Here is a 23694-nt window from a genome sequence, read left to right on the forward strand (position 1 = left end):
GCCAGGCTTTCGGCCGCTTAGTGTTCAGCAAGCCAGATGCTGTAGAAGCTCGGGCGGCCGACCGCCTCGAAGGCTACCCCCTGCACATAAGGGGCGCCCGCAAAGGCCTGCGGCTCTTCAAAGATCGGGATGGCATAGGCCTGATCGATCACGTAGTTCTGAACCTCGCCGGCAATCGTCAGGCGCTTGGCGCGATCTGGTTCTGACGAAAGCTGCTCAAGTAAGCCGTTCAGCCTGCCGTCTGCAAAGGACTTCACTTTGTCGCTCAATCCGCCCTTCTGGCGAAGCACGTCGCGGTTCTTCGGATAGTACTGGCTCTTGATGACGTCGGGATCGGCGCGGCCGACCATCGCCGGCGAAACGGGCGTCTTTTCCGGATCGAGATCATCGACGGTCTTGCTGCCGGCATCGCCTGCAAGAACATTGAGCGTCACGCCGAGCTTCGCCCATTGCTGCGCGACAAGCTGTAGCGTTGCCTTGTTCTGGGGCTGCGGCGGCGATTCATAGGCTGTCAAGATTAGCTGCTGGCCGTCTTTCGCACGCACGCCATTAGCACCGGTCTTCCAGCCGGCGTCGTCGAGCAGCTTTGCGGCTTCGGCAGGGTCGTAGGCAAGCTTCGAGGACAGATCGACATAGCCCTGCGCGGTCGAAGCGATGATCGATTTTGCCTGCGGATAGTTGGCGGAAAAGAGCGTCGAGACGATTTCCTGCGTATTCGTGCCATGCAGCAGCGCCCGTCTGACGCGCAGATCGGCAACGAGCGGGTTGTCTGGTCGGAAGACGACGCTGTTGTTCACGCCACGCGTTGGCGGCGCATAGATCTTATACCCCTGGCTTTCGACCTGCTCTTCGTCATAGGCCTGCACCTGGCGGATGAAATCCGCCTGGCCGGAAAGCAGTGCGCCGATGCGCACGCTGTCTTCTCCGGTGATGACATATCTGATGCCGTCGAGGTAGGCGCGGCCCTGATGTTCAGACTTTGCAGGACCCCAGTTGTAGTCTTGGCGCGCCTTCAGCGAGAGTTCCTTGCCGAGCGTTTCGCTTTCGACGACAAAGGGGCCCGAGCCAATGATCTTGGTTGCATCCCCGAGCTGCTCGAACGGCAAAGCCAGCGTCGTCGGCGAAACAAGGCCGGAGCCGATAACCGACGTTCCCTGCAGGAATCCCGGCGATGGCCTTTTGAAGTAGAATTTTACGGTGAGCGGGTCGATAACTTCGGAATGGTCGTAATTGTTGATGACTTCCGAAACCGGCTGCTTCAACGCTTTGTTGCCCAGACCGAAGGTATCGTAGTTTTTCGCAACCGCATTCGCATCGAGCGGCGACCCATCCGAGAAAGTCACGCCTTCGCGCAACTTGAAGGTATATTCCGTCGCATTCTCGTTGACCGTCCAGGATTCCGCGATCCAGGGCTCGATCTCGAGCGTCTTCGGATTCTGGTAGGTCAATTTATCAGTAATCTGATTGAGCACGCCGCCATTCGGGTAAAAACCGCCGGCCGGAGGATAAAGATTGGTGTGCGCCTGCTGCTCGAGATAGATCAGCGTGCCGCCCGTCACCGGCTTGGCCGCATCGTCCGCAATGCCCACGGAAGCGGAAGTCGTAAACGACAATGCCCCAATCAATGCGGCTGCGCCCAAATTTGTGAAGCTCATGTCTATTTCCCTCGGATGGAACATGGCCGAAGGATATGATTTTCATGTTTTAATCCATAGAATTGATGTTCTATTTTATTCCCGGAAGGGGAAATGAAGAACTCGCGCGGGGATAAAACCGGCAATATCCGGCATGGAGAGGCAAATGCGCCAGCCGAAAAGTGAAACGCATCTGAGCTGTCGACCGTGTTGACGTGCAGTTTTCAGGCGATAGAACTGAAAAGTGGATGGATTGTGAGATCCCTCTGCTCTCGGCGACCGTCAAAAAGCCCGACCGCATCGAGGTTTCACGTCCCATTGACCTTTTCGTCCGAGCATTGACCCGAGCCCGCCACGTTGAAGACCGACCATGCTGATCCGCCAGGGGCACGAACGCAACGAACAGATTGACAGGAAGCTCGCCTCCTATCTTGCGGCGATCGCCGGCGCGCTCAACGCGGCCGCCTTTTACGCGGTCGGCTTCTTTTCGGCGAACATGACCGGAAACATCTCCACCTTTTCCGACCACATCGCCGTCGGCGCGTGGTTTTCCGCCCTGTTCTACCTTGCGATCATCGTCACCTTCATCTTAGGCGCCACCGTCTCGACGCTGCTCATCAATGCCGGCCGCAGACGCAACATACATGCCATCTACGCCTACAGCATTCTGACCGAGGGGATATTGCTTGCGATACTCGGCTGTGCCGACCTTTGGCTGCTTGGACAATGGCGGGCCCCGGTTCTGGTGATCGGCCTTGCCTTTCTCATGGGCCTTCAAAACGCAGTCGTCACCCGCATTTCCAACGCCCGGGTAAGGACCACCCATATATCGGGAATGGCGACCGATGTCGGCATCGAGCTTGGGATGGCGTTTGACATCCTGCGCGGACGGGAGCGACCCAGCGAGGCGCAGTATGACCGCGCCAAGCTCCTTTTACATGTCCAAACCATCCTAGCGTTCCTATCCGGCGGGATCGTGGGCGTCCTCGTCTATCGCTCCGCCGGCGGCTTGTTGCTTATCGCCACTGCCGCGCTACTGCTGGCGATTGCCATGACCGGCATTTTCCGGGTGCGGCAGCAGCGGGCACAGGCCCCGTGACTTACGTGGCTGGTGCATCAAAGGCGCTGCAGGCAGAAGGAAAAATGCGCATCCGGATCCAGCGTCAGGTATTCGAAGCGCCATCCGTATTCCGCGCAGAACTTGTTGACGGCTTCCACGACGCCATAGACGATCGGCTTTACGGTGTTGCCGGTACAAAAATCGTGGCCGGCAATTCGCCCGCCGCGATTGACCTTGCTGTTTGACAGGACCAACTCCTTCCAGGTGAGTTCGAAGGAATGATCCGTGTCGATATAAACCCAGTCGAAAAAACCATCGTCAAACGTGCTGAGAGCTTCAAGCGACGTGCCCTGCCGGATCACCACCGTTCCGCCTTCTATCTCGCCGGCGAATTTCTCGCTCACCGTCGCCATGCCCGCGGAGTATCGATCCATCCCCCACGGATCGATCAGGAAGAGTTTTTCGGGGCGATTCCGCTTGAGGATTTCAGACGTGAACTCTCCTTCAGCGACGCCAATCTCGGCCGCAACCGCATGATTGGGCAGACGATAGAGAAGTTCATTGCGATCAGGCAGCAGCTTGGCGCCTTCGGTATGGACAAAATCAAGCCTTGTTCGAGGTGTGCTGCTCCTCAGACGCAGCCGCTCTTCGCGCGTTTTCACTCTGTGCTCCAGTGCGGAATGATTTGTTGGTCGCGACACGACACCAGAACGTGCCGCGACGCAGCTCATCTCTATACGCAAGTCCGGCGTCACGAAAGCTTGCGAGACAAGAGGAACTGCCCTTGACGGTCACAATAATCTGAGCGTGCCCGTAGTGCACATGGGCTGATGATTGCCGGTTCGAAAAATTTGGAGAAAAAACCCGGCAATGGTCTTGCAGTTCTGCGCCGATATCGCTAGAGAGCCTTCACGCTGGATGCTGCGGCATCGAGGGGCGATTAGCTCAGTTGGTAGAGCGCCTCGTTTACACCGAGGATGTCGGGAGTTCGAGTCTCTCATCGCCCACCATTCCATTTTTTCCTATTTGATTATTCATCGCTTTTTCCCTCGTTTGTCTCACCCACATTTTTGGGCGGCAAAAGTGAGACATTTTGCTCGCTCGAGTACTGCTCTCGGCGGTCAAAGGCGTTCGCCGTCATCCGCCGCTTGTTCGCTTTCTCGACGTAGATTTGCGCTGTCTTCAGTTTGGTCCAACCGAAGATCGCCATCAGCTCGGAAGCCGTTGCGCCACTCTCTGCCAGAGCAACAGCTGCCGCCTTCCGAGACCGTGCGACGAGCAGTGCGGCAAGCCCGCGTCGTTGCACCATTCGCGCATTTTGTTGCCGAGACCTTCTGTGACGAACGGTTTTGCAAATGAAGTGATCAGATAGGCATCGCGGCCAATCACGGTCGCCGCGATAACCGCCTGCAGATCTTGGTCATCGGCGCTTCGATCGTCACCGGGAATCGGTTGCGGTTTTTGAAAGCCGTGAAGCGCAGCCAGCGTTTGTCTTTGATCGTAGTTTCGTTTCGCGGGCCGATCTTCGCCGCGTCCGAGCGCCGCGCGCCGATGTTGATCATGATCTCCATCGCGAGGCGCGGCCTGCTTCCGATCGAATGAAACGCGCGATACTGGTCGATCGGTGCTGTCACGTTGTTTGAAAAAGGTCAGCTTGAGCAGCGGGACCTAATTTAGGCCCGCATTCCGGTTACGGCTTTCCATTCCGCCATGGTCTTGAGGCGGTGGATATGGATGGCCAGCGCTGAGAAGATGTTGATGAAACGCTGGAGACCTCTTGTACGATCTCATCGAGAACGTATCCGCCTTGGTCAACCGCGCGCCAAAGCCAATGTGTTCGCCCGCCGATGGTAATCACGACCTCATCCAGATGCCAGACGTCACGATGCGACGGTTTCTTGCGGCGCAATTGCCGCGCATAGGCGGGGCCGAATTTCCGGCCCCATCGGCGGGTGGTTTCATAGGAAGCAACGACGCCGCGTTCCAACAGCATCTCCTCGACCAATCGCAGGCTCAGCGGAAACCGGAAATACAGCCAAACTGCCCGAGCGATGACCTGTGGCGGAAAACGATGGTGCTTCTAATTCACGGTCGGCAAGCTCATCCTGCCCGACCTAACAGTCAACTGTTAAATCGAAATCAACGTGACAGCACCGTCAGGACTCCTACGACTTGGGGTCCGCCTGGGCCAAGTTCGGTCGCCTACTGTCTGATTTCAGGATTTGCTGGCATTTTCGGCAGCGCTCCGACACCTGGTTCCGACTTATTTCAGGTTCCCGAATTGACGACGAGGTTCACCAGCTTCTCAAGCGCCGTTCAATGAGGCTATCGCGACCACAAGACCGCTGAAGTATAGGCATGAAAACGAGTTTTTAATTTTAGGTGCATTTGATATACTTGTAAAATCATGGATGTAATATGAGGCGTATTATGCATCGCGGCCTAAGATGCGCCGTCCTTCTGGCAATGGCCGCCTTGTGCGTTCCTGTAGCCTATGGTGTTGCGAACGAGGCCGACGTGGCAACAGGGGAGCGGCTCGCCGCCTTGGTACGTGCCAGTCGCAGCGTCATCTCAAGCCATCAGGGTTTGATCAACGATGAATCGATCGGAGATAAAAATCTGACTGGCGCACGCGTGGTCGAAGAGTCGCTAGCCCTCTATAGCAAGAACAACGAACACTCGTTGCCGGACGAGAGCTTTACGCCGGCGGAGAAACAACTGTTCGATGCTCAAATTGCAGCGATACGGGAAATTGTCGACGAAAACCAGGTAGTCATTAATGCCAAGGGCGTGGGCTTTAAAGGATTTATCCCCGCCACTTTCGCCCGCCTCGTCAACGAACGTCTGGAGAAAAAAGTCGGCGAAAGGGCAAAGATAAAGGTCACGGCCCCAAAAGACCTCGTGCGCAATAGAAAGGCGCTTCCCGACGATTGGGAGCGGGACGTCATCGAGAGCAAATTCCAGTCCGCGGATTGGCCGAAGGGCAAGCCCTTTGTCGAGGAGAGCGAAATGGATGGCCGTCAGGCGTTTCGTATGCTCATTCCCGAATATTATTCCCCATCCTGCCTGACATGCCATGGCCAGCCCAAGGGCGAGATCGATGTGTCCGGCTATCCGAAAGAGGGCGCCGCCGAGGGCGATTTGGGGGGTGCGATCAGCATCATGCTCTTCAGATGAGCGCCATGAATCTCATTCGCATTAGATTCAACCGTCTGATGGATCGGAAAATTTCGATCCGCCTCGTTTGTCTCTCCGCTGGCTTGCTCGGTGCCCTGTTGTTGAGCGTTGCTTTCATGGCACACGATCTTCTTGAGAACCAGCGGCGCGTGGAGGAAGCGAATGCGCGCTTTCACATGTTCGATGCGGCCGTACGGGCGCACCGGCATTTTGGCGAGATGCGCTATTGGCTCACGGACTTGTCGGTCAGCCTGCTGACACTGTCAGAGCGGCGAGCCGAAGCAGCACGTGACGCGCTGGAGGAGAATCTGGCCCACATCAGGGCTTTTGCGCCGGATGCCGCCGGCACCATCGATCAGGGTTCGAAGGCCTATTACGCAAAGGCGATGGAGGCCGTCGACGCCTATACGGAGGGCAATCGGGTCATCGGAAACACGCAGTTGGCCGCCGCCAGGAAATTCAGCGATGAGATCGACACCGTGCTGAAGGGGCTCGAAGAACGCCTTGAGACAGAGGCGGATGGGGCACGTGATGCGGCTGCCGCGGCAGCGAGGAATACCTACACTCGAGCTTTGATTGCGGTTGCACTGATAACGATAGCGGGCGCAATTATGACCTGGCTGGTGCTTCGGTCAATACTGGTTCCCCTCGCCCGCGTCGACAAAGCGATGGTCCAGCTGACGGAGGGGCAGGAGGATGTCGAACTGCCACCGGAGGGAAACGACGAGTTCGGGAGGCTTTCAACGACGCTGCGGCTGCTGCGCGAAAGCCAGGCCCAGCGCCGTATCCTCGAAGCGGCCGCTGTGCGGCAGCGAAATACCGTCACGACGGCAATTGAGACCATCCCCGATGGTTTCGCGTTCTTCGATGCGCAGGATAGGCTGGTCCTGGTCAACCAACGTTATCTCGAGATATTCCCGGATATTGCGGAGCTCATGACGCCCGGAAGGCCCTTCGAGGATATTGCGCGCGCGCAGGCGAAGCGCGCCACGGCCGAGATCGGCGCCGCCGGCTTGGAGACCTGGGTGCAAGAGGCGATCCGGCGCCACCGGGACCCGCAAGGTATGATCGAGCGGCAATTCGACAATGGAACATGGCTTCGCATCGCCAAGCGTAAAACTCCCGAAGGAGGCACGATCGCCGTTTACACCGATATCACCGACTTGAAACAGCGCCAGGTAGAGTTGGAAGAGGCCAGGCAAGGCGCAGAGGTCGCAAGTGAAGAAAAGAGCCGCTTCCTCGCCTCCATGAGCCATGAGCTGCGTACGCCCTTGAATGCCATCATTGGCTATAGCGAGATGCTCATTGAAGATGCAAATGACTTGGCGCAGCCGGGCCTTGTTGCCGACCTTGGAAAAATCATGGCGTCCGGGCGCCATCTGCTGGCCCTGATCAACGATGTTCTCGATCTCTCGAAAATCGAGGCGGGGAAGATGGAGCTTTATGTCGAACGTTTCAGTCTGATGCAGCTCCTCAGCGATGTGGAAAGCACCGTTGCGCCGCTGGTCGCAAAAAAAGGCAATCGGCTGACGCTCAAGGTTTCGATTGAGCCGGACGAGGTCGAGACAGATAAGACCAAGCTCCGGCAGAATCTGTTCAACCTGTTATCAAATGCTGCCAAGTTCACCGACCACGGCGAGATCCTGCTAACCGTGACGCGCAAGTCCGATCGGCATGGTGACTGGCTGGAGTTTAGTGTCAGCGACGACGGGATCGGCATGACAGAGCGGCAGCAGGCAAAGCTCTTCCAGGCGTTCGTGCAGGTCGATTCCTCGACCACGCGAAACTACGGCGGAACCGGTCTCGGCCTGGCGATTACCCAGCATTTTGTCCGGATGATGGGTGGAACCATAGAGGTAGAGAGCGAACTCGGAAAAGGGTCGACCTTTCGCTTCAAGATACCGGCTATCTGCAGGGCGCGGGAGATCGAGGAGATCCCGCCGCAAAATGAGGCGCAGGAGGAGGTGCAAACCCACGGAACGGTTCTCGTCATCGACGACGAAGCCAAGGCGCGCAAGTTTGTCTCAGACGCCATCCGCGGCGCAGGATTTAAGGTGGTGGAGGCCAGGGGCGGTGAGGAGGGCATGGCAAGAGTGCGGAAATTACACCCGGATGCCGTCATCCTGGACGTGATCATGCCCGGACAGGATGGTTGGTCGGTGCTGCGCGAAATCAAATCGGATGCAGCGCTTCGCCACATACCGGTCATCCTCGCGACCGTTGTGGGGGATCGCGAGATGGGCCTGGCATTCGGTGCCGCCGACCACCTGATCAAGCCGATCGATCCGCGACAACTCGTCGACACATTGAATGCTGTCGCAGGCGATAGGCGGCATGACGTGCTTGTGGTCGATGACGACCCGGCGACGCGTGAGCTCTTTCGCAGGGTCCTCCTTCGCGAAGGCTGGCGCGTTCGCGAGGCTGCCGATGGACGGGGCGGGCTGGAGCAACTCGACGCCGGGCGCCCGTCAATCATGGTGCTCGATCTAATGATGCCGAATATGGACGGCTTCGGGCTGCTGAGTGCCATTCAGGAAAGACAGGACCTTTCTGATCTCCCGATCGTTGTCGTCACATCGAAGGATCTAACCCGCGATGAGCTGGATTGGCTTGGCGTGCGGGCGAAGGAGGTTATTCGAAAGGGAGCTAAAGGCCGCGCCGAACTGATAGCGGCTTTGAAGCGGCACGTGCCACTGAGCGAGGATGCCTGAGGAGCGCGAACAGTATGGTCAAGATTCTCCTCGTAGAAGACAATGAGATGAACCGCGACATGCTTTCCCGCCGGCTGGAACGTCGGGGATACGAAGTGATCGTCGCGACCGACGGTCTTGCTGGCGTGGAGGCGGCCGTGGACGCGCAGCCCGATCTGGTCCTGATGGACATGAGCCTGCCGGTCATCGATGGCTGGGAAGCGACAAGGCGCATCAAGGAAAATCCCGCCACCGCCGATATCCCCGTGATCGCCCTTACCGCACATGCCATGGTCGGTGACCGTCAAAAAGCGATGGATGTCGGTTGCGACGACTATGACACCAAACCCATCGAATTCCCGGGACTGCTCGAAAAGATCTCCCGTTTGACCGGAGGGTGATGGCCGTGGTCCAGTCTGCAGATATCGGTCATCGGGTACAGATTGCCAGAATCGCGCAAAAAATCGCCGATCCGGCGCAGGCGATCCTCGGCTATCAGGAATTGATCATCGAAGAAGTGCGCCGGCAGGGACCGAGCGAGGCGTTGCCTGATCTGGAGAATGTGCTCCGTGCCGCCCGGGAACTGAATGCGTTGATTGAGGGGCTCCTGGGCACCCAGCCTTCCGAGACCGGAAGCATCTCGCTGTTGCGGCATGATCTCAGAACGCCGATGAATGCGATTCTCGGCTACTCTGAAATGGTCATGGAGGACTTCGATGGTTCCTTGTCAGAACGACTCGTCGCGGACATATCAAGGATCATTGACGAAAGCCGCCGTCTACTGGCGCAGCTCGATAAAGCGCCAGAGACTTCCTCTTTCTATTCGGATGAAAAGACGTCAGACGAGGCCGATGCGACGCTCGCGGCGGATTTCGTACGAACCATGGCAGCCCGGTCGTCAGCATCGCCCGAGAAGGTTGGCCGCATCCTGGTCGTCGACGATACGATGTCAAGCCGTGATCTCCTAGCCAGGCGCCTTGGACGCGACGGACATGCAGTTGTCGTCGCAGGTTCGGGCGCGGAGGCACTGCGGATTCTGGAAACGCAGAAATTCGATCTTGCTTTGGCCGACATTCTGATGCCGGACATGAACGGCATCGAACTTCTCGGCCATCTTAAATCGAACAGGCGCTGGCGCGAGATTCCTGTGGTCATGATTTCGGGCCTCAAAGATTACGATGCGGTCGTCCGCTGCATCGAGGCTGGAGCTGAAGACTATCTTCCAAAGCCGATCGATCCAGTCCTCTTGCGCGCGCGGATTAAGGCGTGCCTTGAACGCAGCCGCTGGCGCGAGCGTGAGAGGCGCTATCTCTCCGAGATCGAGTTCGAGAAGGAGCGGGCCAATGCGCTGCTTCATGCCATTCTTCCGGGGCAGGTCGTCAAGCGGCTTGCTGAAGGCGAGGAGGTGATCGCCGACCGCGTTGAGATGGCGACCATCCTTTTCGCTGATATCGTCAATTTTACGGAGTTTGCCGCACGAACCCCGGCAACTGTTTTGGTGCGCAGGCTCGGGGCGCTGTTCTCGCGCTTCGATGAACTCGCCGACGAGTATGGCATGGAGAAGATCAAAACCATTGGCGATGCCTATATGGCGGCAGCCGGGTTGCCGGACCCTCGCCCGGACCATGCGCAGGCAGCGGTTGCCTTTGCCAGGGCGTTGCTGGTCGAAATGGCTAGAACCACCGGTCCGGAGCCTCCGCTCAGCCTGCGAATTGGCATAAACAGCGGGCCGGTAATTGCCGGTCTGATCGGCCGAAAACGGTTCGTCTACGATGTATGGGGCCATACGGTAAACCTTGCCAGCCGCATGGAATCCTACGGTATCCCCGGACGAATTCAGATATCGCAAAGCACGTTCGAGGCGCTCGGATCGAGCTGCATGGATGTCCATCAAGAAGTTATGGAGATTCGAGGCATAGGAAAATACATCACCTACCTAATTTGATGAGCCCACACATGGGGATCGATCATATCGCGCGTGACTGCACGCCCATTGCAAGCGTCATCGGATTATGGAACTCATTGACTGCCGGTCTGCTGGCTAGTCATCCAGCAGTTTTGCAACAACGGTGTCTGTCCTAGCGTTGTTGCCGGAGTCATGGCTCCTTCCGGCACCGATCGGTTGGAGTAACAAGTCGCCGGTTCCTGGGCTAGTGTTGGCATCCCAGGACTTTGCAGCAGCGGTGTCTGGAGTGGCGCTGCTGCCGGCAGCCGCATGGCAGCTTTGACTTATCGAAAACATTGACTCTGCCGTCGTCGAAACGGGATCGAAGCCAAACGCGCTAAATCGACATGGTAATCTCAGGGAGAACAAGAAGCTGGCTCTGCTCAACGCTTTATGACCCGCAGCTTGAAATTAAATTCTTTCAGCTCCAACCCTGTTTCGAAGAGCTTCAAATACCTCGATCTTGCCGGTACTTCGGTACCTGACCATAGCTGGTTATCTTTGATCATCGCTGTTTCAAGGCCATGCTCGCCCTTGACCGGAAGGAGGTTTCCCATTCCCTCGGCCAGATCGAGCGCCTTCAATCGAGCCTCAAAGGTGACGCGATTGGCATGCGCCGCATGCACTTCCCGGCTTTCTTACTTACTGCCGGAGCGCTTCGTCTCCGCGCCCAGTTCGTGAAAACCATCGCCGGTCTGGCCTACTGCTCGATCATACGCAACCAGGTCGACCTCTGGAAAGCGACCGTTCTGCCGGACCTCCAGAAGGGCTGCGGCCTCAAGATTTTTGACGCGCTGCGATAATCGCTTGCTTCGAGACGCCTTTCCGCTCTGCAAGATCCTTGATCGATATCCAGATCGCGCCGCTTGCATCGTCACTCATCGTTTAAACTCCGGTTCAGTCGAGGCAATTTCGCCTTCGATCAAGTTGGTCAAGTCAGTTTCCCAGGCTGCGTCACTAGCGAAATCTCGGGGTCGCCCCGGCCCGGAAGGGAGTGGGAACTGGGAAGGACCCGCCGCCGCGCTCGCCGGATCACCGCCCATCTCCGACGATCATCCCGGCGGCATGCATGCGGTCGATCAGGTAAGCTTCACCCGCCCCTCGCCGCCGCATTTCGGCGGTCGTCGCCTGTTCGCTGACATCCTCGGTTATCCATTCCAAGAACCGGCCGAAGTTCAAACCAAAGCGACGCTGCATCGCATCACTCCATCGCTTCGGCGTGCGGTATCTCATCGCCCACAATTTTTCTAAATAACATCAATTGCTTATGCGGCGCGGCGACGGCTCGAACACAACCGCGCGGGTATTATGCGCAAAAATTCGAATATTGCATTCAGAGCGTGAATGGACAGGTCAAGCCGCGCATCAGTGAGCGTACCGACACCGGGTTGGCAGCTCCTGCGAAGGACATCTGAAGATAGGCGCGCGCGCTCTTGGCCCGGACATCGATCAGGAACCGTCGGCCGGCCTCGCGGGGCCGCAAGCGCGACCCATCCAAAAACCGCAACAGGCCCCATGGACCGCGTGCGCTCTTCTTCTCAAGCGCCGGACCTGTATCGAAGGATATCTCAAAGCCTTGCGCGGGCGAGGCTCCCGGCCAGTTCAAGGTGACCGACTCGCCGGAAGTGATGACCGGGGCATGAGCGCCGCCGATCGAGACAGTCGCGGCTCCTCGTTGGGCAAGAGCCTCCAGCGCAATCGGGACGTCGGGCGATGCTCCCTTTTGAAAAAGGGCCTCGCCAACGGCAACCGCCTTTTGGAGAAAGGCCGCGCTTTCGGGTGAATAGCCTGAAAGCCGCGCTTCCGGCTTCCACCGCCACGGTGTCGTCGACGTGTCCATCAAGTGCGCCAGTTGCGCCCGGAAATACCTTTCTATGGTGCCGTTCGGCGCGAAGATCCGCGCGACTTCGGCCATGTCCGCATCAGGCCCATCAAAGAACGGATAATGGCCGCTCACGGCGGCCTGGCAGGCGGCCGCAACCTCAGAGCCCCAAGGTGATTGTGATGGCTGTGCAGGTTGCGGTGCCGAGGTTGCCTGCTTTGGGACATGATCCGCAGGAACCTCGGGCACTTTTGGGGTAGCCGTCTGAGCGATCACGTCCTCGACGATCTGCACGACCAGCAGCGGGGCTTGCTGCAGGGCAACGATCGAGTTGGCGCGCTCCTGTGCGTCCATGAGGGATTTCTTGCCGATCTCCGCATCCGCATCGAGGACGGAGAGAGCCACGTTCAGCGAGACAAAGAGCTGCGAGATTTCCGACATCCGGCCCTGCTCCACGAACTGGATAGCCGGACCCAATGCCGCTGCGACCCGAAGCTGGTTGGCGTGGCTTCGGCTCCGGTCGGTCCCGCCGGACTGACGCCATGCCTCGCGGATAAGCGCCGAGAGCGGCGAGTTGCGTGCGCTCAGCCCACCGCTGATCACGACAGAAGTGGGTTGGTCTGTGAACGCCCTCACGCGAAGCTCACCCAGATACTGCGTCCACACCTCAAGCGTACGCTTTTGAAGGAGATCCATCACCGCTTCCGTGGTCGTCGTGCCGCCGCCCGAGGGGAGCAGCTTTGCGGCTTCGGACGTTGCCCGGCGGATCGCATCAGCGGTGCCCGACTTCGCATAGTTCCATCCAGCCTCCGTATAGAGACCGGGGACTCCGCGCGCGCTCGGCAGGCCTGACCGGTGGATCAAGATCGTGTCGAGACCGGGGGCTGCCTGACTGAGAGACCAGGGAGGAACAGCTGCCGTCTTTTCGGCACGTGCCAGTTCGAGCAAGGCCCGCTCACTGGCCAAGCCTTCAGCAGCGAATTGCCGCGCCTGGGCGATCGTTTCGGGATCCGGAGATGGAAGCCCCGGCTGCGGCTTGGGCATGGCAGCAACATGCTCGGCCAGCAAAGCAAGTTCGGGGAAGCTCTCGGCGCGATCGGCGACCCAGCCCCCCAGAAACCTGGGCTGCCAGTCCGATGTCCCTTTCAGTGTCGACAAAGCGCGGAGGGAATCGTAGAGCGCATTGGCTTCCCCTTCCGTGGCAAGCGCAACAGCCAGCGCCTCGGCGAGCGGCTCGGCAACCAAGGCTTCGGCCGCCTCGCCATAGCGACGGCGCGCTGCTGCAGCTGGATCGACCATCTCGATATGGTGAATGAGGCCAAGCGGCGAACGGGTGGCATCCTGCTCAACGAGCCGGACCGCCGCCACGAAGGCATCGAGCTGAGCTGCCCGCGCGGCTGGCGTGGCCGCCTTTCCTGCTTCCACAACGCTCCGCACGTCGGGCAATTGTGCCAGCAGCCGCTCGCGAAACTGCCATTCGGCCCACCCGGCCCAGGCCACCAGCACCGCAAAGAACAGAGCCACCGGAAGAAAGACAAGGCCCCGATCTGCTCGCGTTCTGTGCTGCTCCTCCTTCGCCTGTGCAGCTTGAACGGCTTCACTGCAATGCCCGAGAAAGCGCGCCAGATCACGCCGCGCGAGCCCCCCTTTCGCCGCCCGGGCCGCCCTTTCGGCGAGATCATCGGCGCCAATCATGTGGCTGATCGGAAGAGCGGCCGCGAGCGCACGCTCCCATCGTTTGATGGGCAGCGCCGGATTGCTGCGCACACGGACATCGAGCAACACCACGAGCGCGTCGCGCGCATCGAGAATCCAGTCCGGCGGAACGTTCCTGCGGCGTCCTTCTTTCTCGAACTCGGCCACGAGCATGCGCGCGGTCGCGGCCAACTCCTGCGGATCAGGCCGCCTCTCGCTTTCGGCCCGCTTCGCGAGGCCAAGCAGAGGCTCGGCCAATGCTGGAAGCACGTCCGCTCCCGCTCCATCCCGACCCGGAGCTTGGAGATAGTCTCTCACAGTTTGCCCTCCGCGGCCCATTTACGAAGCAGCGCCTCACCCACTTCAAAATGCATGGAATCTTCACGGGTATAGCCAGCACCCCAATACCAGCCGGCATCGTTGAAGAACTCTGCGAGCACTACAAGTCCGAACTGCGTGCTGCTATCTCCCATCCTGTCGAGGTTCTTCTTGAGTGTCAGATCGACAGCCGCGCCCCAGGCATGCGACGATACAGACCTGTTCGAGCCTCGCACATAACGCGCGCACAGCGCACCAGCAGTGCCGATCGCGGCATAGATATCCGGCTCCTCCTTTCGGAGGCGCTCCATGATATGCCCCAGCGAATCGAGGGCGGGCTTGATCATCGTCAGGCGGAAATGTCCTATTTCTCGGGTTACTAGGTTTCTCAGCAATTTCGGGTTGTTGACCGGCTGGCAGCTTGTGGAATAGGTAGTTCGCGGCTCGCCAAGGATTTGGCGGAGCACTGCCGGTGTCGGGCGTATGACACCCTCGTTGAAGCGCTTCTTCGCCAGCTGCATGGGCTCCGTCATATTTTCAGTCTCCTCGGGCGGCGCCATACCGCCGAACTGGTCGATCGAAAATGACTGCTGGCTCGGAGGCTCCCCGGGCGACGGGGTGACGTCGGTGCTTGGCGGGACGGGCTCGGGGCGCGGCGCCGCCGCTAGTTCTTTCACTTTTCCCTCTAGTTCCGTCACCTTTCTTTTGACCGAGTTCAGTTCAGCTCGCAGCGACTGGATCTCTCTGTCCTGCTGAGCGAGCTGTTGAGTTAATCGATCGATCCTTCCTGCATTCAAATCACGGTCCGTGTCCCGAAGCAGGTCGCCAACAAACGCGAAAACGGCCGCCGCAAGAATGACGCTCATCCCAATGACGACAGCCGCAATCGGATTTAGTGGCCTCAAGGCGCTGCATCTCCGTCAATCTGCACGACTACCACAGAGACATTATCTGGAGCGCCCTGATCGAGAGCGGCCGCTATCAGTCGCCGGCAGGCGGCGTCTGGGCTCGGCGCGCTCAAGTGAGTGATGATCTCGGGCTCGGCAAGACAATCGGTCAATCCGTCGGAGCAAAGAAGCAGAAAATCGCCCGGCTCCAGCACGACCTCGACGGATTCCACGTCCAGACGGTCTGCGGCGCCAATTGCCCGAGTAACAACGTGGGATTGCGGGTGCTGTCGGACAGCGGCGGGGCTAAGGTGCCCGTCATCGAGAAGTTCCTGCACGACAGAATGGTCGCGCGTGAGCTGCAGCAACTCATCTCCTCGCAAACGATAGGCCCGGCTATCTCCCACCCAAGCGATTGTCGTCGCTCCGCCGTCGATGAGTGCCGCGACCACTGTAGCGCCCATCTGTGCCACGTTGGCCGAAGCCGCCCAACGGCGGACGGCGGAATTGGCTGACTGCAGCGCAGCAACGAGGTGAGCGCCGGAAACGGGAGTATGCGGGATTAGGGCGAGCTGTTCGATGACCAGGTCAGCTGCGACGTCGCCGTGGCCGTAGCCGCCCATCCCGTCAGCTACTGCCCAAAGGACGCCCGAGGGATCGGTGAGTATCGCGTCTTCGTTGTTTGTTCGCACATGCCCGGTATGACTTAGTCCCGCTCCTTGCGGCCTGCCCGGCCGGTTAGGCACCCGCGTCGAAGCATTGTCCCGAGAATCCGGGGTCATGATCGGATGAACCCCATTAAATCGATCCGTCGCGAGAGCGGCTAGCGGATCGGTTGCAGCCAAAGTCATCCTATAGTAATTTCATAGGAGGCGAAACCTTTTTGCCAAAGGAGCCTAAGATGAAGCGCCTGCTGACCACCAAGTTGACGGTGTTTCTCGCTCTATTCTTCGTGACCCAAACTGATTTGGGTGCGCAGGAATTGAACGATTCAGCGCTTAAAGAGCGCTTTCAGCGACAGATCGAGTTGTTCAAGGCGGCACGGCTCGGAGCCACGCGTGGTCTGGTTCTTACCAACTCCAACTCCAATTCGACGCCCAAGGACGCGGCCATACCGGTGACAATTGCCACGCCCGAAACCGGCGCAGCCAAAGCCGCTCCAGCTCCCCCTGCCCCTGGAGCCATTGCGTCCCAAGGAACCCAAGCTGCTCCAGCTGTCCCCGATGCAGGGCAGCCATCAAATCCGCAACCGACGGCGACATCACCGGCGACTGCCGTATCCGCAGCGGTGACAGGCGATCCGCAGACATACTGGAAGCTGCCGCCTGACGACCAGATCAACGTCCGCGTAAATTTCGACTTCGATTCAGCGGCCATAGCTCCGAAGCAAAAGGCGATGCTGCAGAAGCTTTGCGGAGTAATAAAGGACATGGACATCAAACTCGTCCGTATCATCGGTCACACGGATGCTGTCGGAGGCGCAGGCTACAATCAGCACCTGTCAGTACTGCGCGCGAAGGAGGTAACCCGCTTCTTCACGGATGATTGCAACATCGCACGGGAACGGCTCGAAGCAGTTGGCGCGGGCGAGCAGTTTCTTCTCAACCAGGAAAATCCGAAGGCTGATGAGAACAGGCGCGTAGAATTCCAGGCTGTGAGCTAAAGGCGGCCGCAGCTGCTAGCTGGCGGGAGCACGTTTCTTATTCAAACGCGTAGGTGAAACCTTCGGCAGATGCTCCGACCGTGGCCTTGGTGAGACGTTTGCCTTCGAGCGCCCAGTTCAGAACGCCTTGGCTCAGCGTCGGCAGAAGCGTGTTTGTCAGGATCGCGTCGATCATGCGCCCCCCCGATTCAACTTCGGTGCACCGAGCCTTGATCAATTCCAGAACCCCGTTCCCGATGACCAGTTCGGCGTCATGGCTGGCGCGCAGTCGGCGCGCGATCTTGGCGAAATGATGTTGCGTGATTGCATCGATCATTGAATCGGAGAGCGGGTAATAGGGCACGACAATCACCCGTCCGAGGAACGCTGGCGGAAACACTTTTAGAAGTGGCGGCCGCAGTGCGCTTTCGAGTTCCTCAAGCGGCGGCCGCGTCCTGCCGCCGTCTGTTCGCTTCATGATGACGTCCGAACCGACATTCGACGTCAGTAGGATAAGGGTGTTCCTGAAGTCGATCCGTCGGCCCTCGCTGTCATCCATCATTCCCTTGTCGAAAACCTGGAAGAAGATCTCGTGCACATCCGGGTGCGCTTTCTCGACTTCATCAAGCAAGATGACGGAATAGGGTCGCCGCCGCACGGCTTCGGTCAGTATCCCTCCCTTGCCGTAGCCGACATAGCCGGGAGGAGCACCCTTGAGGGTGGAGACTGTGTGTGCCTCTTGAAATTCCGACATGTTGATGGAGATCAGATTCTGTTCACCTCCATAAAGCGCTTCGGCGAGCGCCAGCGCCGTCTCTGTCTTGCCGACGCCTGAAGGGCCGCACAGCAGGAAAACGCCCACAGGCTTTTCAGGTGAGCCAAGTCCCGCACGGCTGGTTTGCACGCGCCGCGCGATTGATTCCATTGCAAATTCCTGGCCGACGACGCGCTCTCCCAGAACCTCGGCGAGCTGCAGCGCTTTTTCAGTCTGGCTGGTCAGCATCCGACCGACGGGAATACCCGTCCAGTCCTGCACGACGGAGGCCACAGCGTTCCTGTCGACGGAAAGCAGGATGAGCGGCGTCTCGCCCTGAATGCCTGCAAGTTCTGCCATTTGCACCTTGAGCCGTGCAAGATCGGCGCCCTGGTTCGGGAGCACTCTATCGCCGCTTTCCTGCTCGGGGAGATCCACGTCAGCGGCCACCGGCAATTCCGGGTCCGCCTCTCCCTCGGCCAGCACCGCATCAAGCTTAACTCCCTTTCCCCGTAGCCTCGCCCGTAGATCGAGGATTTCAGAGACCATTGACTGTTCTTTTTCCCAGCGAGCCTTTGCGGCAAGCAACGCCGATTCCGTCTCGGCGAGCGAGGCTTCGACCTTCGACTGGCGCTCTGCGACCTCGATGCCGATTGCAGCTTCGCGCCCGATAATGCCCTGCTCGACCTCGAGAGACTGCTTGCGCCGCAGAAGATCTTCGACCTCAGCCGGTGTCGCGTGCTGCGATACCGCCACGCGCGCGCAGGCCGTATCGAGTAGGCTGATTGCCTTGTCTGGCAGTTGGCGCGCGGGGATATAGCGATGTGAAAGGCTGACGGCTGTCTCGATGGCTTCGTCCAGAATCTGCACCTGATGGTGCTTCTCCAGCACGCCTGCCACACCACGCAACATCAGGATGGCGGCTTCTTCATCAGGCTCTTCAACCTTGACCACCTGGAAGCGGCGGGTCAAAGCCGGGTCTTTCTCGATATGCTGCTTGTATTCTGCCCATGTCGTTGCAGCGATCGTGCGAAGCTCGCCACGCGCCAATGCCGGTTTAAGAAGATTTGCCGCGTCTCCTGTTCCCGCTGCCCCGCCTGCCCCGATCAGTGTATGAGCTTCATCGATGAAGAGGATGATCGGAGTTTCCGATGCCTGGACTTCCTCGATGACTGTCTTCAGCCGCTTCTCGAACTCACCCTTGACGCTCGCCCCCGCCTGCATCAAACCGATGTCCAGCAGGTGTAGCGCCACACCTTTCAGCGGCGGCGGCACATCTCCTTCTGCAAGGCGGAGTGCAAAACCCTCGACCACCGCTGTCTTGCCCACTCCGGCTTCGCCGGTCAGGATCGGGTTGTTCTGGCGCCGGCGCATGAGGATATCGACGATCTGCCGGATCTCGGGATCCCGGCCCAGGACCGGGTCAATTTTGCCCTCGCGTGCGCGCCGGGTGAGGTCGGTGGCGTATTTCGCCAATGCGGAGTCACCGCCCGCCGGGCGTTTTTTCCGCGGCGGCTCTGGAGCTTCGGCCCTGCCTGCATTTTCAAGTGATCCGGCCAGCACGTCATCCAGCCGGGGGATAAGGGAATCCGCCTCGATCCGATCGAATTCGGTACTGATCTTCAACAGAAGCCCGTCAAGGACCGCTACCTTTCTGCAGGCCAGCAGAACATGCACTCCGCGAACCTCGTCAGATCCGAACTGCAGGCTTGCCAGGCTCCAGGCCTCCTGGATGGCATGAAAGATGTGATCGGAAAACTCCTCGATGGAGGTAGCGCCATAGGGAAGCTTGTCTATCGCCCTCGCCATATCGGCAGCAAGCCGGCCGAGATCAACGCCAGCATCGTGGAAGATAAGCTGAAAATCTGCGCGGTCGACCAGGGCCAGCTGTTCGATCCAGTGAACAAGTTCGACATAGGGATTGCCGCGAAGCTTGGCCGCGTCCGCCGCCGCCTTGAAAGCGCGCAAGCAAACGGAATTGAGTTTGCCGACCAGTTCCTTGCGCTTGAAGCTCTGCTGCATGTCGGTCGGCTCCTATCATGTGATCTTGAATAGGGCGTCGCTGGTCTTCGATCGCTAGTCACAGCGTGCCACATTAGAGTATTCTTGACAAATATTCGACCCGTGTGTTCTTGATGAATATTATGTCGCGTGGTTCCCACTGGGTGCGCTGGGAGGCTCCAGATGATTGATCCTCTGCCTGGCGACATCTTCCGCAAAGGACAGGTGCTCAACAACACCTACGAGATCGAGGGTGTCCTCGGCCGCGGTGGAACAGGTGAAGTCTATCGAGCGAGCAATCGGATCACCGGCCGCGTGGTGGCGCTTAAGGCGCTGAAGCGGGAGCTCTCGGCAAATGCCGGCTATCTGGAGCTTATGAAGCGAGAGGAGGAGATGCGCAGCATCTCCCATCACGCGGTCGTGCGCTACACCGACTGCAGCCAGACCGGCGACGGCCACGTCTATTTGGTGATGGACTACGTTGCCGGCACGCCGCTCAGTGAGTGGCTCGAGCAGGGCGGGGCTACCCCGCGGGATCTGCTCGTGGTGGCACACAGAGTGGCCGAAGGTCTTGTCGCAACGCACGAGCGCAAGATCGTCCACCGCGACCTTTCTCCCGACAACATCATCCTTCGCGACGGCAGGCCGGAGGAAGCGGTCATTATCGATTTCGGTATCGCCAAGGACAGCAACACAGGAGCGCGCACGATCGTCGGTAACGAGTTTGCGGGCAAGTACGAATATGCCGCGCCGGAGCAGATGCATGGGCAAGCGGAGCCTCGCTCCGACCTTTATGCCTTGGGCGCATCGCTGCTCGCAACCTTTCGGGGAAGGGTTCCAGACGTCGGAAGGAGCCCGGGCGAGGTCGTCCGTCATAAGGAGCGCCGGCTTGACACCTCGGGCGTTCCAGAACCGCTCAAGACCGTGATCGACGACCTCACTCAGCCTGACCCGGCCCATCGGCCACCGAGTGCCGCCGCGGTCGTCAATGAAATCGGAAGGTTGCTGCAACCTGGTCACGCCAAAGCACGGCCGGGCGGGCGCAACACGAGGCCCAGGTTGCGACCATGGCTTCTCATTCTGCCTCTCGCGGCGCTGGCCGCTATCGGCGGACTTTGGTTTCTCGGCGTTTTTGATAACTTGTCTCCGACTGCCCTGCCGATCGCGACGCCCTACAAACTCACTGCCGGGGTGGACGCGCAAGGGCGGCCCACGCTTACCGGTTTCGCTCCCGACGCCGACCAGCATCAGGCAATCCTAGCGAACTTTACCCGCACGGTCGGGCTTCCCCCACCGCATGACGCCCTCACACTCGCCCAGGGCGCTCCATCCGAACGGTGGGCGCAGGACGTCGATGTCTTTGTTGCGGCCGCCGTTCCGCTCGACGAGTGGAAGCTTGAAATAGCTGATCGAACGGTCCGCCTCACGGGCCTCGCCCCCGATAAAGCGGGACGCGAAGCTGCGGTCACACGATTTAATGCGGCAGCAAGAGCGGCCGGCTACCAGCCTGTCGCCCGTATTGCTGCCGGTCCGCGAGATCTGTCGCCGGACCAACTGAAACCCCTTATCGTGCCGCTGGAGACCTGCGGTCCACTCCGCGTTCAACAACCGGAGGGCGGCAGCTTTCCCCTCGGGTCGACGATCTCCGTCCAAGGAGACGTCGCTTCAAGCGGCGACCTCGAAGCCCTCCAGCAGGCACTCGCACCCCATGTCGGAGATCGCGAGCTGCGCTTCGATGCCACGGTACTCAGCGCCCAGCTGTGCGTTGTTCAAGAGCTGCTGCCGGATACGCCGCAAGGTCAGATGACGATCGTTCTTGGCTATGGCGACAAATCCGAGCCGAACATGTCGGGCATCTATTCGGTTGGCGACAATCCCGTTATCGACGTGCTCGCGCCGGCCGCGCTCGACAAGGGATACTTGTGGGTCGCCATCGCCGACGTCACCGGCAATCTCTTCAATGTTCTTCCGAACATCAAAAGACCCGATCATGCACTCGCCGAGATCGGGACCGTGACAGATGGCATGCGCACCATTCGGGTCGCCTATCCAACGGCCGAGGGTGCCGCCGACCCCGCAAAGCTCACCTTCGCCGTCGACAACACCTTCGGCAGAACTCTGATAATTGCTATGCAGACCGACCAGCCGCTTTTCCCGCAGCTTCGGCCAACAACCGAGTCCACCAAGTCCTTTGCCGAAGATTTGCGTGCAGTGGTAGCGGCCGGTCATGTCTCGATCCTGTCGATGACGACCCGGTTAATCGACACGCGCAAATAATTGCAGGTCCAAGAAATCTGCCATTAGTCTAGAACAAGAAGTTGTGGTAAAAGCAAAAGTAGGGGAATACTAGTCGGTTAACGGGGTGATCTGTTGTTCAACTCGGCTCTCTGGTTAAGTCCACTGAACGGCGACAACCCGTCGGGCGAAAGCTTGCGGAATGATGGGCGATTCCACGAGTTGGAACGCCTTGTGCAACCGCAGATCGAGATTAGCCGCGACGAACGCAACAACCCAGTCTCACGGACCGAGGTCCCTGTCGATTGGTCCATCGTCCTTCGAAAATCAGAAGAGTTGCGCGCGCACGGACGGGATCTGAGGCTCCTCGTGATCGTGACACGCGCCCTTGCAAATGAACAGGGTCTTGCTGGCCTCGCGGAAGGCTTGAACCTGATTACCGGAACCTTCGACATGCATTGGGAAACGATGCATCCGGAACTTCGTGAGGGCTTGCCTCCACGGGATGCAGCCCTGCGCCGGACGAATGCCCTTCTCCAACTGCAAAACGAGAAGGATGGGCTGCTCGGCGATCTTCGGAAGATGACATTCTTTGCGCCACGGGGCGTCGGCCCTGTCACAGGGCGCGATCTCGAGCGCGGTGCTCTCGACACCCGAACCGTTCTCAATGAGGCAGCACCCGGACTGAGCGACGCTGAGAAGGCGTCGCTCGTAAGCGAGCATGACCAGTTACTAAATCACGTCAGGACCGGCTGCGCGGCGTTTGCGGAACAAGCCGCGGACGAGGCGGCCGCGCTTATCGTCAGCGCAAACGCTGCCGCCACAGCGATGGAAGCCCTCGAGACATCGCTCAATCGGCGAATCGGCGGGGATGTGCGCGTGACCTTGCCGGATCTCAGTCGCTTCCTGCAGCGAGTGATCTCGACGCTTGAGCGTGCGAAGCCCAGCCCCAGGCAGGATACTGCAAACGAGGAAACGCTCGATCGTGAGACCGCGCCTGCCCAAACGATCTCTGACGCAGCTCCGGCTTACGTCGGGGCACCGGCAGTCTTTCCGTCGCGGCTCACCTCGCGCGAGGAAGTCACAAAGTGCATCGACCTCATCATTGCCTTCTACGACCGCACCGAACCGTCGAGTCCGATTCCCCATCTGGCGCACAGGATCAAACGTATGGTGCCGATGGATTTTCTGGAACTCATGGAGGACCTGGCGCCCTCCGGTTTGAAGGAATTCCGGCTTCTGGCCGGTGTGCCGGAAAGAAAAAAACCTGTCCCTGGGACGAAAGGTGATCACCAATGAGCGAAACTAAGGCCAAGGTAATTGAACGAAACCGGGCGCCTCGCGTCCAGATCGCTTACGAAGTCGAAACTTACGGCAGCCCGACCACCATCGAATTGCCGTTCGTCATGGGCGTGATGGCTGATCTCGCCGGCGCCTCCCAGACACCGGAGGCCCGCAAGTCCGTCCGGGACCGCTCCTTTGTCGAAACCGACGCAAACCGGTTCGGTCGCTTCATGGAAGCACTCAGCCCGCGCGTCAAAGCTCGCGTGAAAAACACCCTTCCCCAGCCTGCCGGCGAAGAGCGCGACGAAGAGCTTGCGCTAGACCTGACCTTTACGAGCATGGCCGATTTCGCGCCGGATCGTATTGCCGAACAAGTTCCACAGCTTGCAGAGCTCTTGAGAATGCGCGGCCAACTTGAGGAATTGCTCGGATTCATGGATGGCCGCATCGATGCCGAAAAACGCATCGCGCAACTTTTGAACAACGAGCCCCTGTTGGGAAAGATCGCCGATCAGGCGCTCGAAGATAGCAGCAAGTCGGAGGTCTGAGC

Annotated in this window: 20 protein-coding genes, 1 tRNA gene and 1 pseudogene; 11 read left to right on the forward strand and 11 right to left on the reverse strand. The window is 59.2% G+C overall.

What is annotated here, in order from left to right:
• Positions 1 to 17: 17 nt before the first annotated feature.
• Positions 18 to 1655, reverse strand: coding sequence for a TIGR04028 family ABC transporter substrate-binding protein (locus BLP23_RS26910; protein WP_092587794.1), 1638 nt, complete (start codon positions 1653 to 1655; stop codon positions 18 to 20).
• A gap of 349 nt (positions 1656 to 2004) precedes the next feature.
• On the opposite strand from BLP23_RS26910, the gene BLP23_RS26915 reads away from it, so the two are divergent.
• Positions 2005 to 2733 carry a YoaK family protein gene (locus tag BLP23_RS26915; protein ID WP_092587795.1) on the forward strand — a complete coding sequence of 243 codons (729 nt, stop codon included), beginning with the start codon at positions 2005 to 2007 and terminating at the stop codon, positions 2731 to 2733.
• Between the two features lie 17 nt (positions 2734 to 2750).
• Here the strand turns inward: BLP23_RS26915 and BLP23_RS26920 are convergent, their stop codons facing one another.
• Positions 2751 to 3356, reverse strand: a complete 606-nt coding sequence (locus tag BLP23_RS26920) for a class I SAM-dependent methyltransferase (RefSeq protein ID WP_092587796.1) — start codon at positions 3354 to 3356, stop codon at positions 2751 to 2753.
• Positions 3357 to 3628: 272 nt separating this feature from the next.
• On the opposite strand from BLP23_RS26920, the gene BLP23_RS26925 reads away from it, so the two are divergent.
• Positions 3629 to 3704, forward strand: a tRNA-Val gene (locus BLP23_RS26925).
• 20 nt (positions 3705 to 3724) lie between these two features.
• Here BLP23_RS26925 and BLP23_RS26930 read toward each other — a convergent pair.
• From BLP23_RS26930 to BLP23_RS26945, 3 genes and pseudogenes are all read right to left on the reverse strand, one after another.
• Positions 3725 to 3904 (reverse strand): hypothetical protein, encoded by a 180-nt coding sequence (locus BLP23_RS26930; RefSeq protein WP_092587797.1) that lies wholly within the window; start codon positions 3902 to 3904, stop codon positions 3725 to 3727.
• Between the two features lie 175 nt (positions 3905 to 4079).
• Entirely contained in the window at positions 4080 to 4256 is a 177-nt protein-coding gene (locus tag BLP23_RS33870) for a hypothetical protein (RefSeq protein WP_167363989.1), read from the reverse strand.
• Between the two features lie 215 nt (positions 4257 to 4471).
• Positions 4472 to 4747: pseudogene (locus BLP23_RS26945) on the reverse strand (IS6 family transposase); the annotation flags it as partial.
• Between the two features lie 377 nt (positions 4748 to 5124).
• On the opposite strand from BLP23_RS26945, the gene BLP23_RS26950 reads away from it, so the two are divergent.
• The 4 genes from BLP23_RS26950 to BLP23_RS26965 all read left to right on the forward strand — a co-directional run bounded on the left by BLP23_RS26950 (position 5125) and on the right by BLP23_RS26965 (position 10506).
• The gene (locus tag BLP23_RS26950) at positions 5125 to 5871 is read left to right on the forward strand and encodes a Tll0287-like domain-containing protein (protein WP_092587800.1); all 747 of its coding nucleotides are present in this window, start codon (positions 5125 to 5127) and stop codon (positions 5869 to 5871) included.
• Between the two features lie 116 nt (positions 5872 to 5987).
• A complete protein-coding gene (locus BLP23_RS26955) occupies positions 5988 to 8582 on the forward strand; it encodes a hybrid sensor histidine kinase/response regulator (RefSeq protein ID WP_233426827.1) in 2595 nt (864 codons plus the stop codon).
• 14 nt (positions 8583 to 8596) lie between these two features.
• Positions 8597 to 8962, forward strand: coding sequence for a response regulator (locus BLP23_RS26960; RefSeq protein WP_022716292.1), 366 nt, complete (start codon positions 8597 to 8599; stop codon positions 8960 to 8962).
• Positions 8963 to 8967: 5 nt separating this feature from the next.
• Positions 8968 to 10506: an adenylate/guanylate cyclase domain-containing protein gene (locus tag BLP23_RS26965; protein ID WP_233426828.1), complete on the forward strand. Its 1539-nt coding sequence runs from the start codon at positions 8968 to 8970 to the stop codon at positions 10504 to 10506.
• A gap of 383 nt (positions 10507 to 10889) precedes the next feature.
• Here BLP23_RS26965 and BLP23_RS33370 read toward each other — a convergent pair whose 3' ends face one another.
• Positions 10890 to 11090 carry a hypothetical protein gene (locus BLP23_RS33370; RefSeq protein ID WP_139187121.1) on the reverse strand — a complete coding sequence of 67 codons (201 nt, stop codon included), beginning with the start codon at positions 11088 to 11090 and terminating at the stop codon, positions 10890 to 10892.
• Positions 11091 to 11117: 27 nt separating this feature from the next.
• On the opposite strand from BLP23_RS33370, the gene BLP23_RS26970 reads away from it, so the two are divergent.
• Positions 11118 to 11309, forward strand: coding sequence for a hypothetical protein (locus BLP23_RS26970; protein WP_139187122.1), 192 nt, complete (start codon positions 11118 to 11120; stop codon positions 11307 to 11309).
• 229 nt (positions 11310 to 11538) lie between these two features.
• Here the strand turns inward: BLP23_RS26970 and BLP23_RS33875 are convergent, their stop codons facing one another.
• The 4 genes from BLP23_RS33875 to BLP23_RS26985 all read right to left on the reverse strand — a co-directional run bounded on the left by BLP23_RS33875 (position 11539) and on the right by BLP23_RS26985 (position 16010).
• The gene (locus tag BLP23_RS33875; RefSeq protein ID WP_167363990.1) at positions 11539 to 11703 is read right to left on the reverse strand and encodes a hypothetical protein; all 165 of its coding nucleotides are present in this window, start codon (positions 11701 to 11703) and stop codon (positions 11539 to 11541) included.
• A gap of 136 nt (positions 11704 to 11839) precedes the next feature.
• Positions 11840 to 14341, reverse strand: a complete 2502-nt coding sequence (locus tag BLP23_RS26975; protein ID WP_233426829.1) for an ImcF-related family protein — start codon at positions 14339 to 14341, stop codon at positions 11840 to 11842.
• Positions 14338 to 15207, reverse strand: a complete 870-nt coding sequence (locus tag BLP23_RS26980) for a M15 family metallopeptidase (RefSeq protein WP_092587860.1) — start codon at positions 15205 to 15207, stop codon at positions 14338 to 14340. Before BLP23_RS26980 ends, BLP23_RS26975 begins: the two co-directional genes overlap by 4 nt.
• A gap of 35 nt (positions 15208 to 15242) precedes the next feature.
• Positions 15243 to 16010 (reverse strand): PP2C family protein-serine/threonine phosphatase, encoded by a 768-nt coding sequence (locus BLP23_RS26985; protein WP_092587861.1) that lies wholly within the window; start codon positions 16008 to 16010, stop codon positions 15243 to 15245.
• A 119-nt stretch (positions 16011 to 16129) separates the two neighbouring features.
• Between BLP23_RS26985 and BLP23_RS26990 the strand changes: the two genes are divergently transcribed.
• A complete protein-coding gene (locus BLP23_RS26990) occupies positions 16130 to 16891 on the forward strand; it encodes an OmpA family protein (RefSeq protein ID WP_092587805.1) in 762 nt (253 codons plus the stop codon).
• 37 nt (positions 16892 to 16928) lie between these two features.
• Here the strand turns inward: BLP23_RS26990 and tssH are convergent, their stop codons facing one another.
• The gene (gene tssH, locus BLP23_RS26995) at positions 16929 to 19646 is read right to left on the reverse strand and encodes a type VI secretion system ATPase TssH (protein WP_092587806.1); all 2718 of its coding nucleotides are present in this window, start codon (positions 19644 to 19646) and stop codon (positions 16929 to 16931) included.
• A 162-nt stretch (positions 19647 to 19808) separates the two neighbouring features.
• Between tssH and BLP23_RS27000 the strand changes: the two genes are divergently transcribed.
• The 3 genes from BLP23_RS27000 (at position 19809) to tssB (ending at position 23692) form a co-directional block, all read left to right on the forward strand.
• A complete protein-coding gene (locus BLP23_RS27000; RefSeq protein ID WP_092587807.1) occupies positions 19809 to 21902 on the forward strand; it encodes a serine/threonine protein kinase in 2094 nt (697 codons plus the stop codon).
• Between the two features lie 93 nt (positions 21903 to 21995).
• A complete protein-coding gene (locus BLP23_RS27005; protein ID WP_092587808.1) occupies positions 21996 to 23159 on the forward strand; it encodes a type VI secretion system protein TssA in 1164 nt (387 codons plus the stop codon).
• Positions 23156 to 23692 (forward strand): type VI secretion system contractile sheath small subunit, encoded by a 537-nt coding sequence (tssB, locus tag BLP23_RS27010; RefSeq protein ID WP_022716281.1) that lies wholly within the window; start codon positions 23156 to 23158, stop codon positions 23690 to 23692. The genes BLP23_RS27005 and tssB overlap by 4 nt, the downstream gene beginning before the upstream one ends.
• The last annotated feature ends 2 nt before the right edge of the window (positions 23693 to 23694 follow it).

The sequence above is a fragment of the Rhizobium mongolense subsp. loessense genome, from assembly GCF_900099775.1.
In the GTDB taxonomy this organism is placed as follows: Bacteria; Pseudomonadota; Alphaproteobacteria; order Rhizobiales; family Rhizobiaceae; genus Rhizobium; species Rhizobium loessense.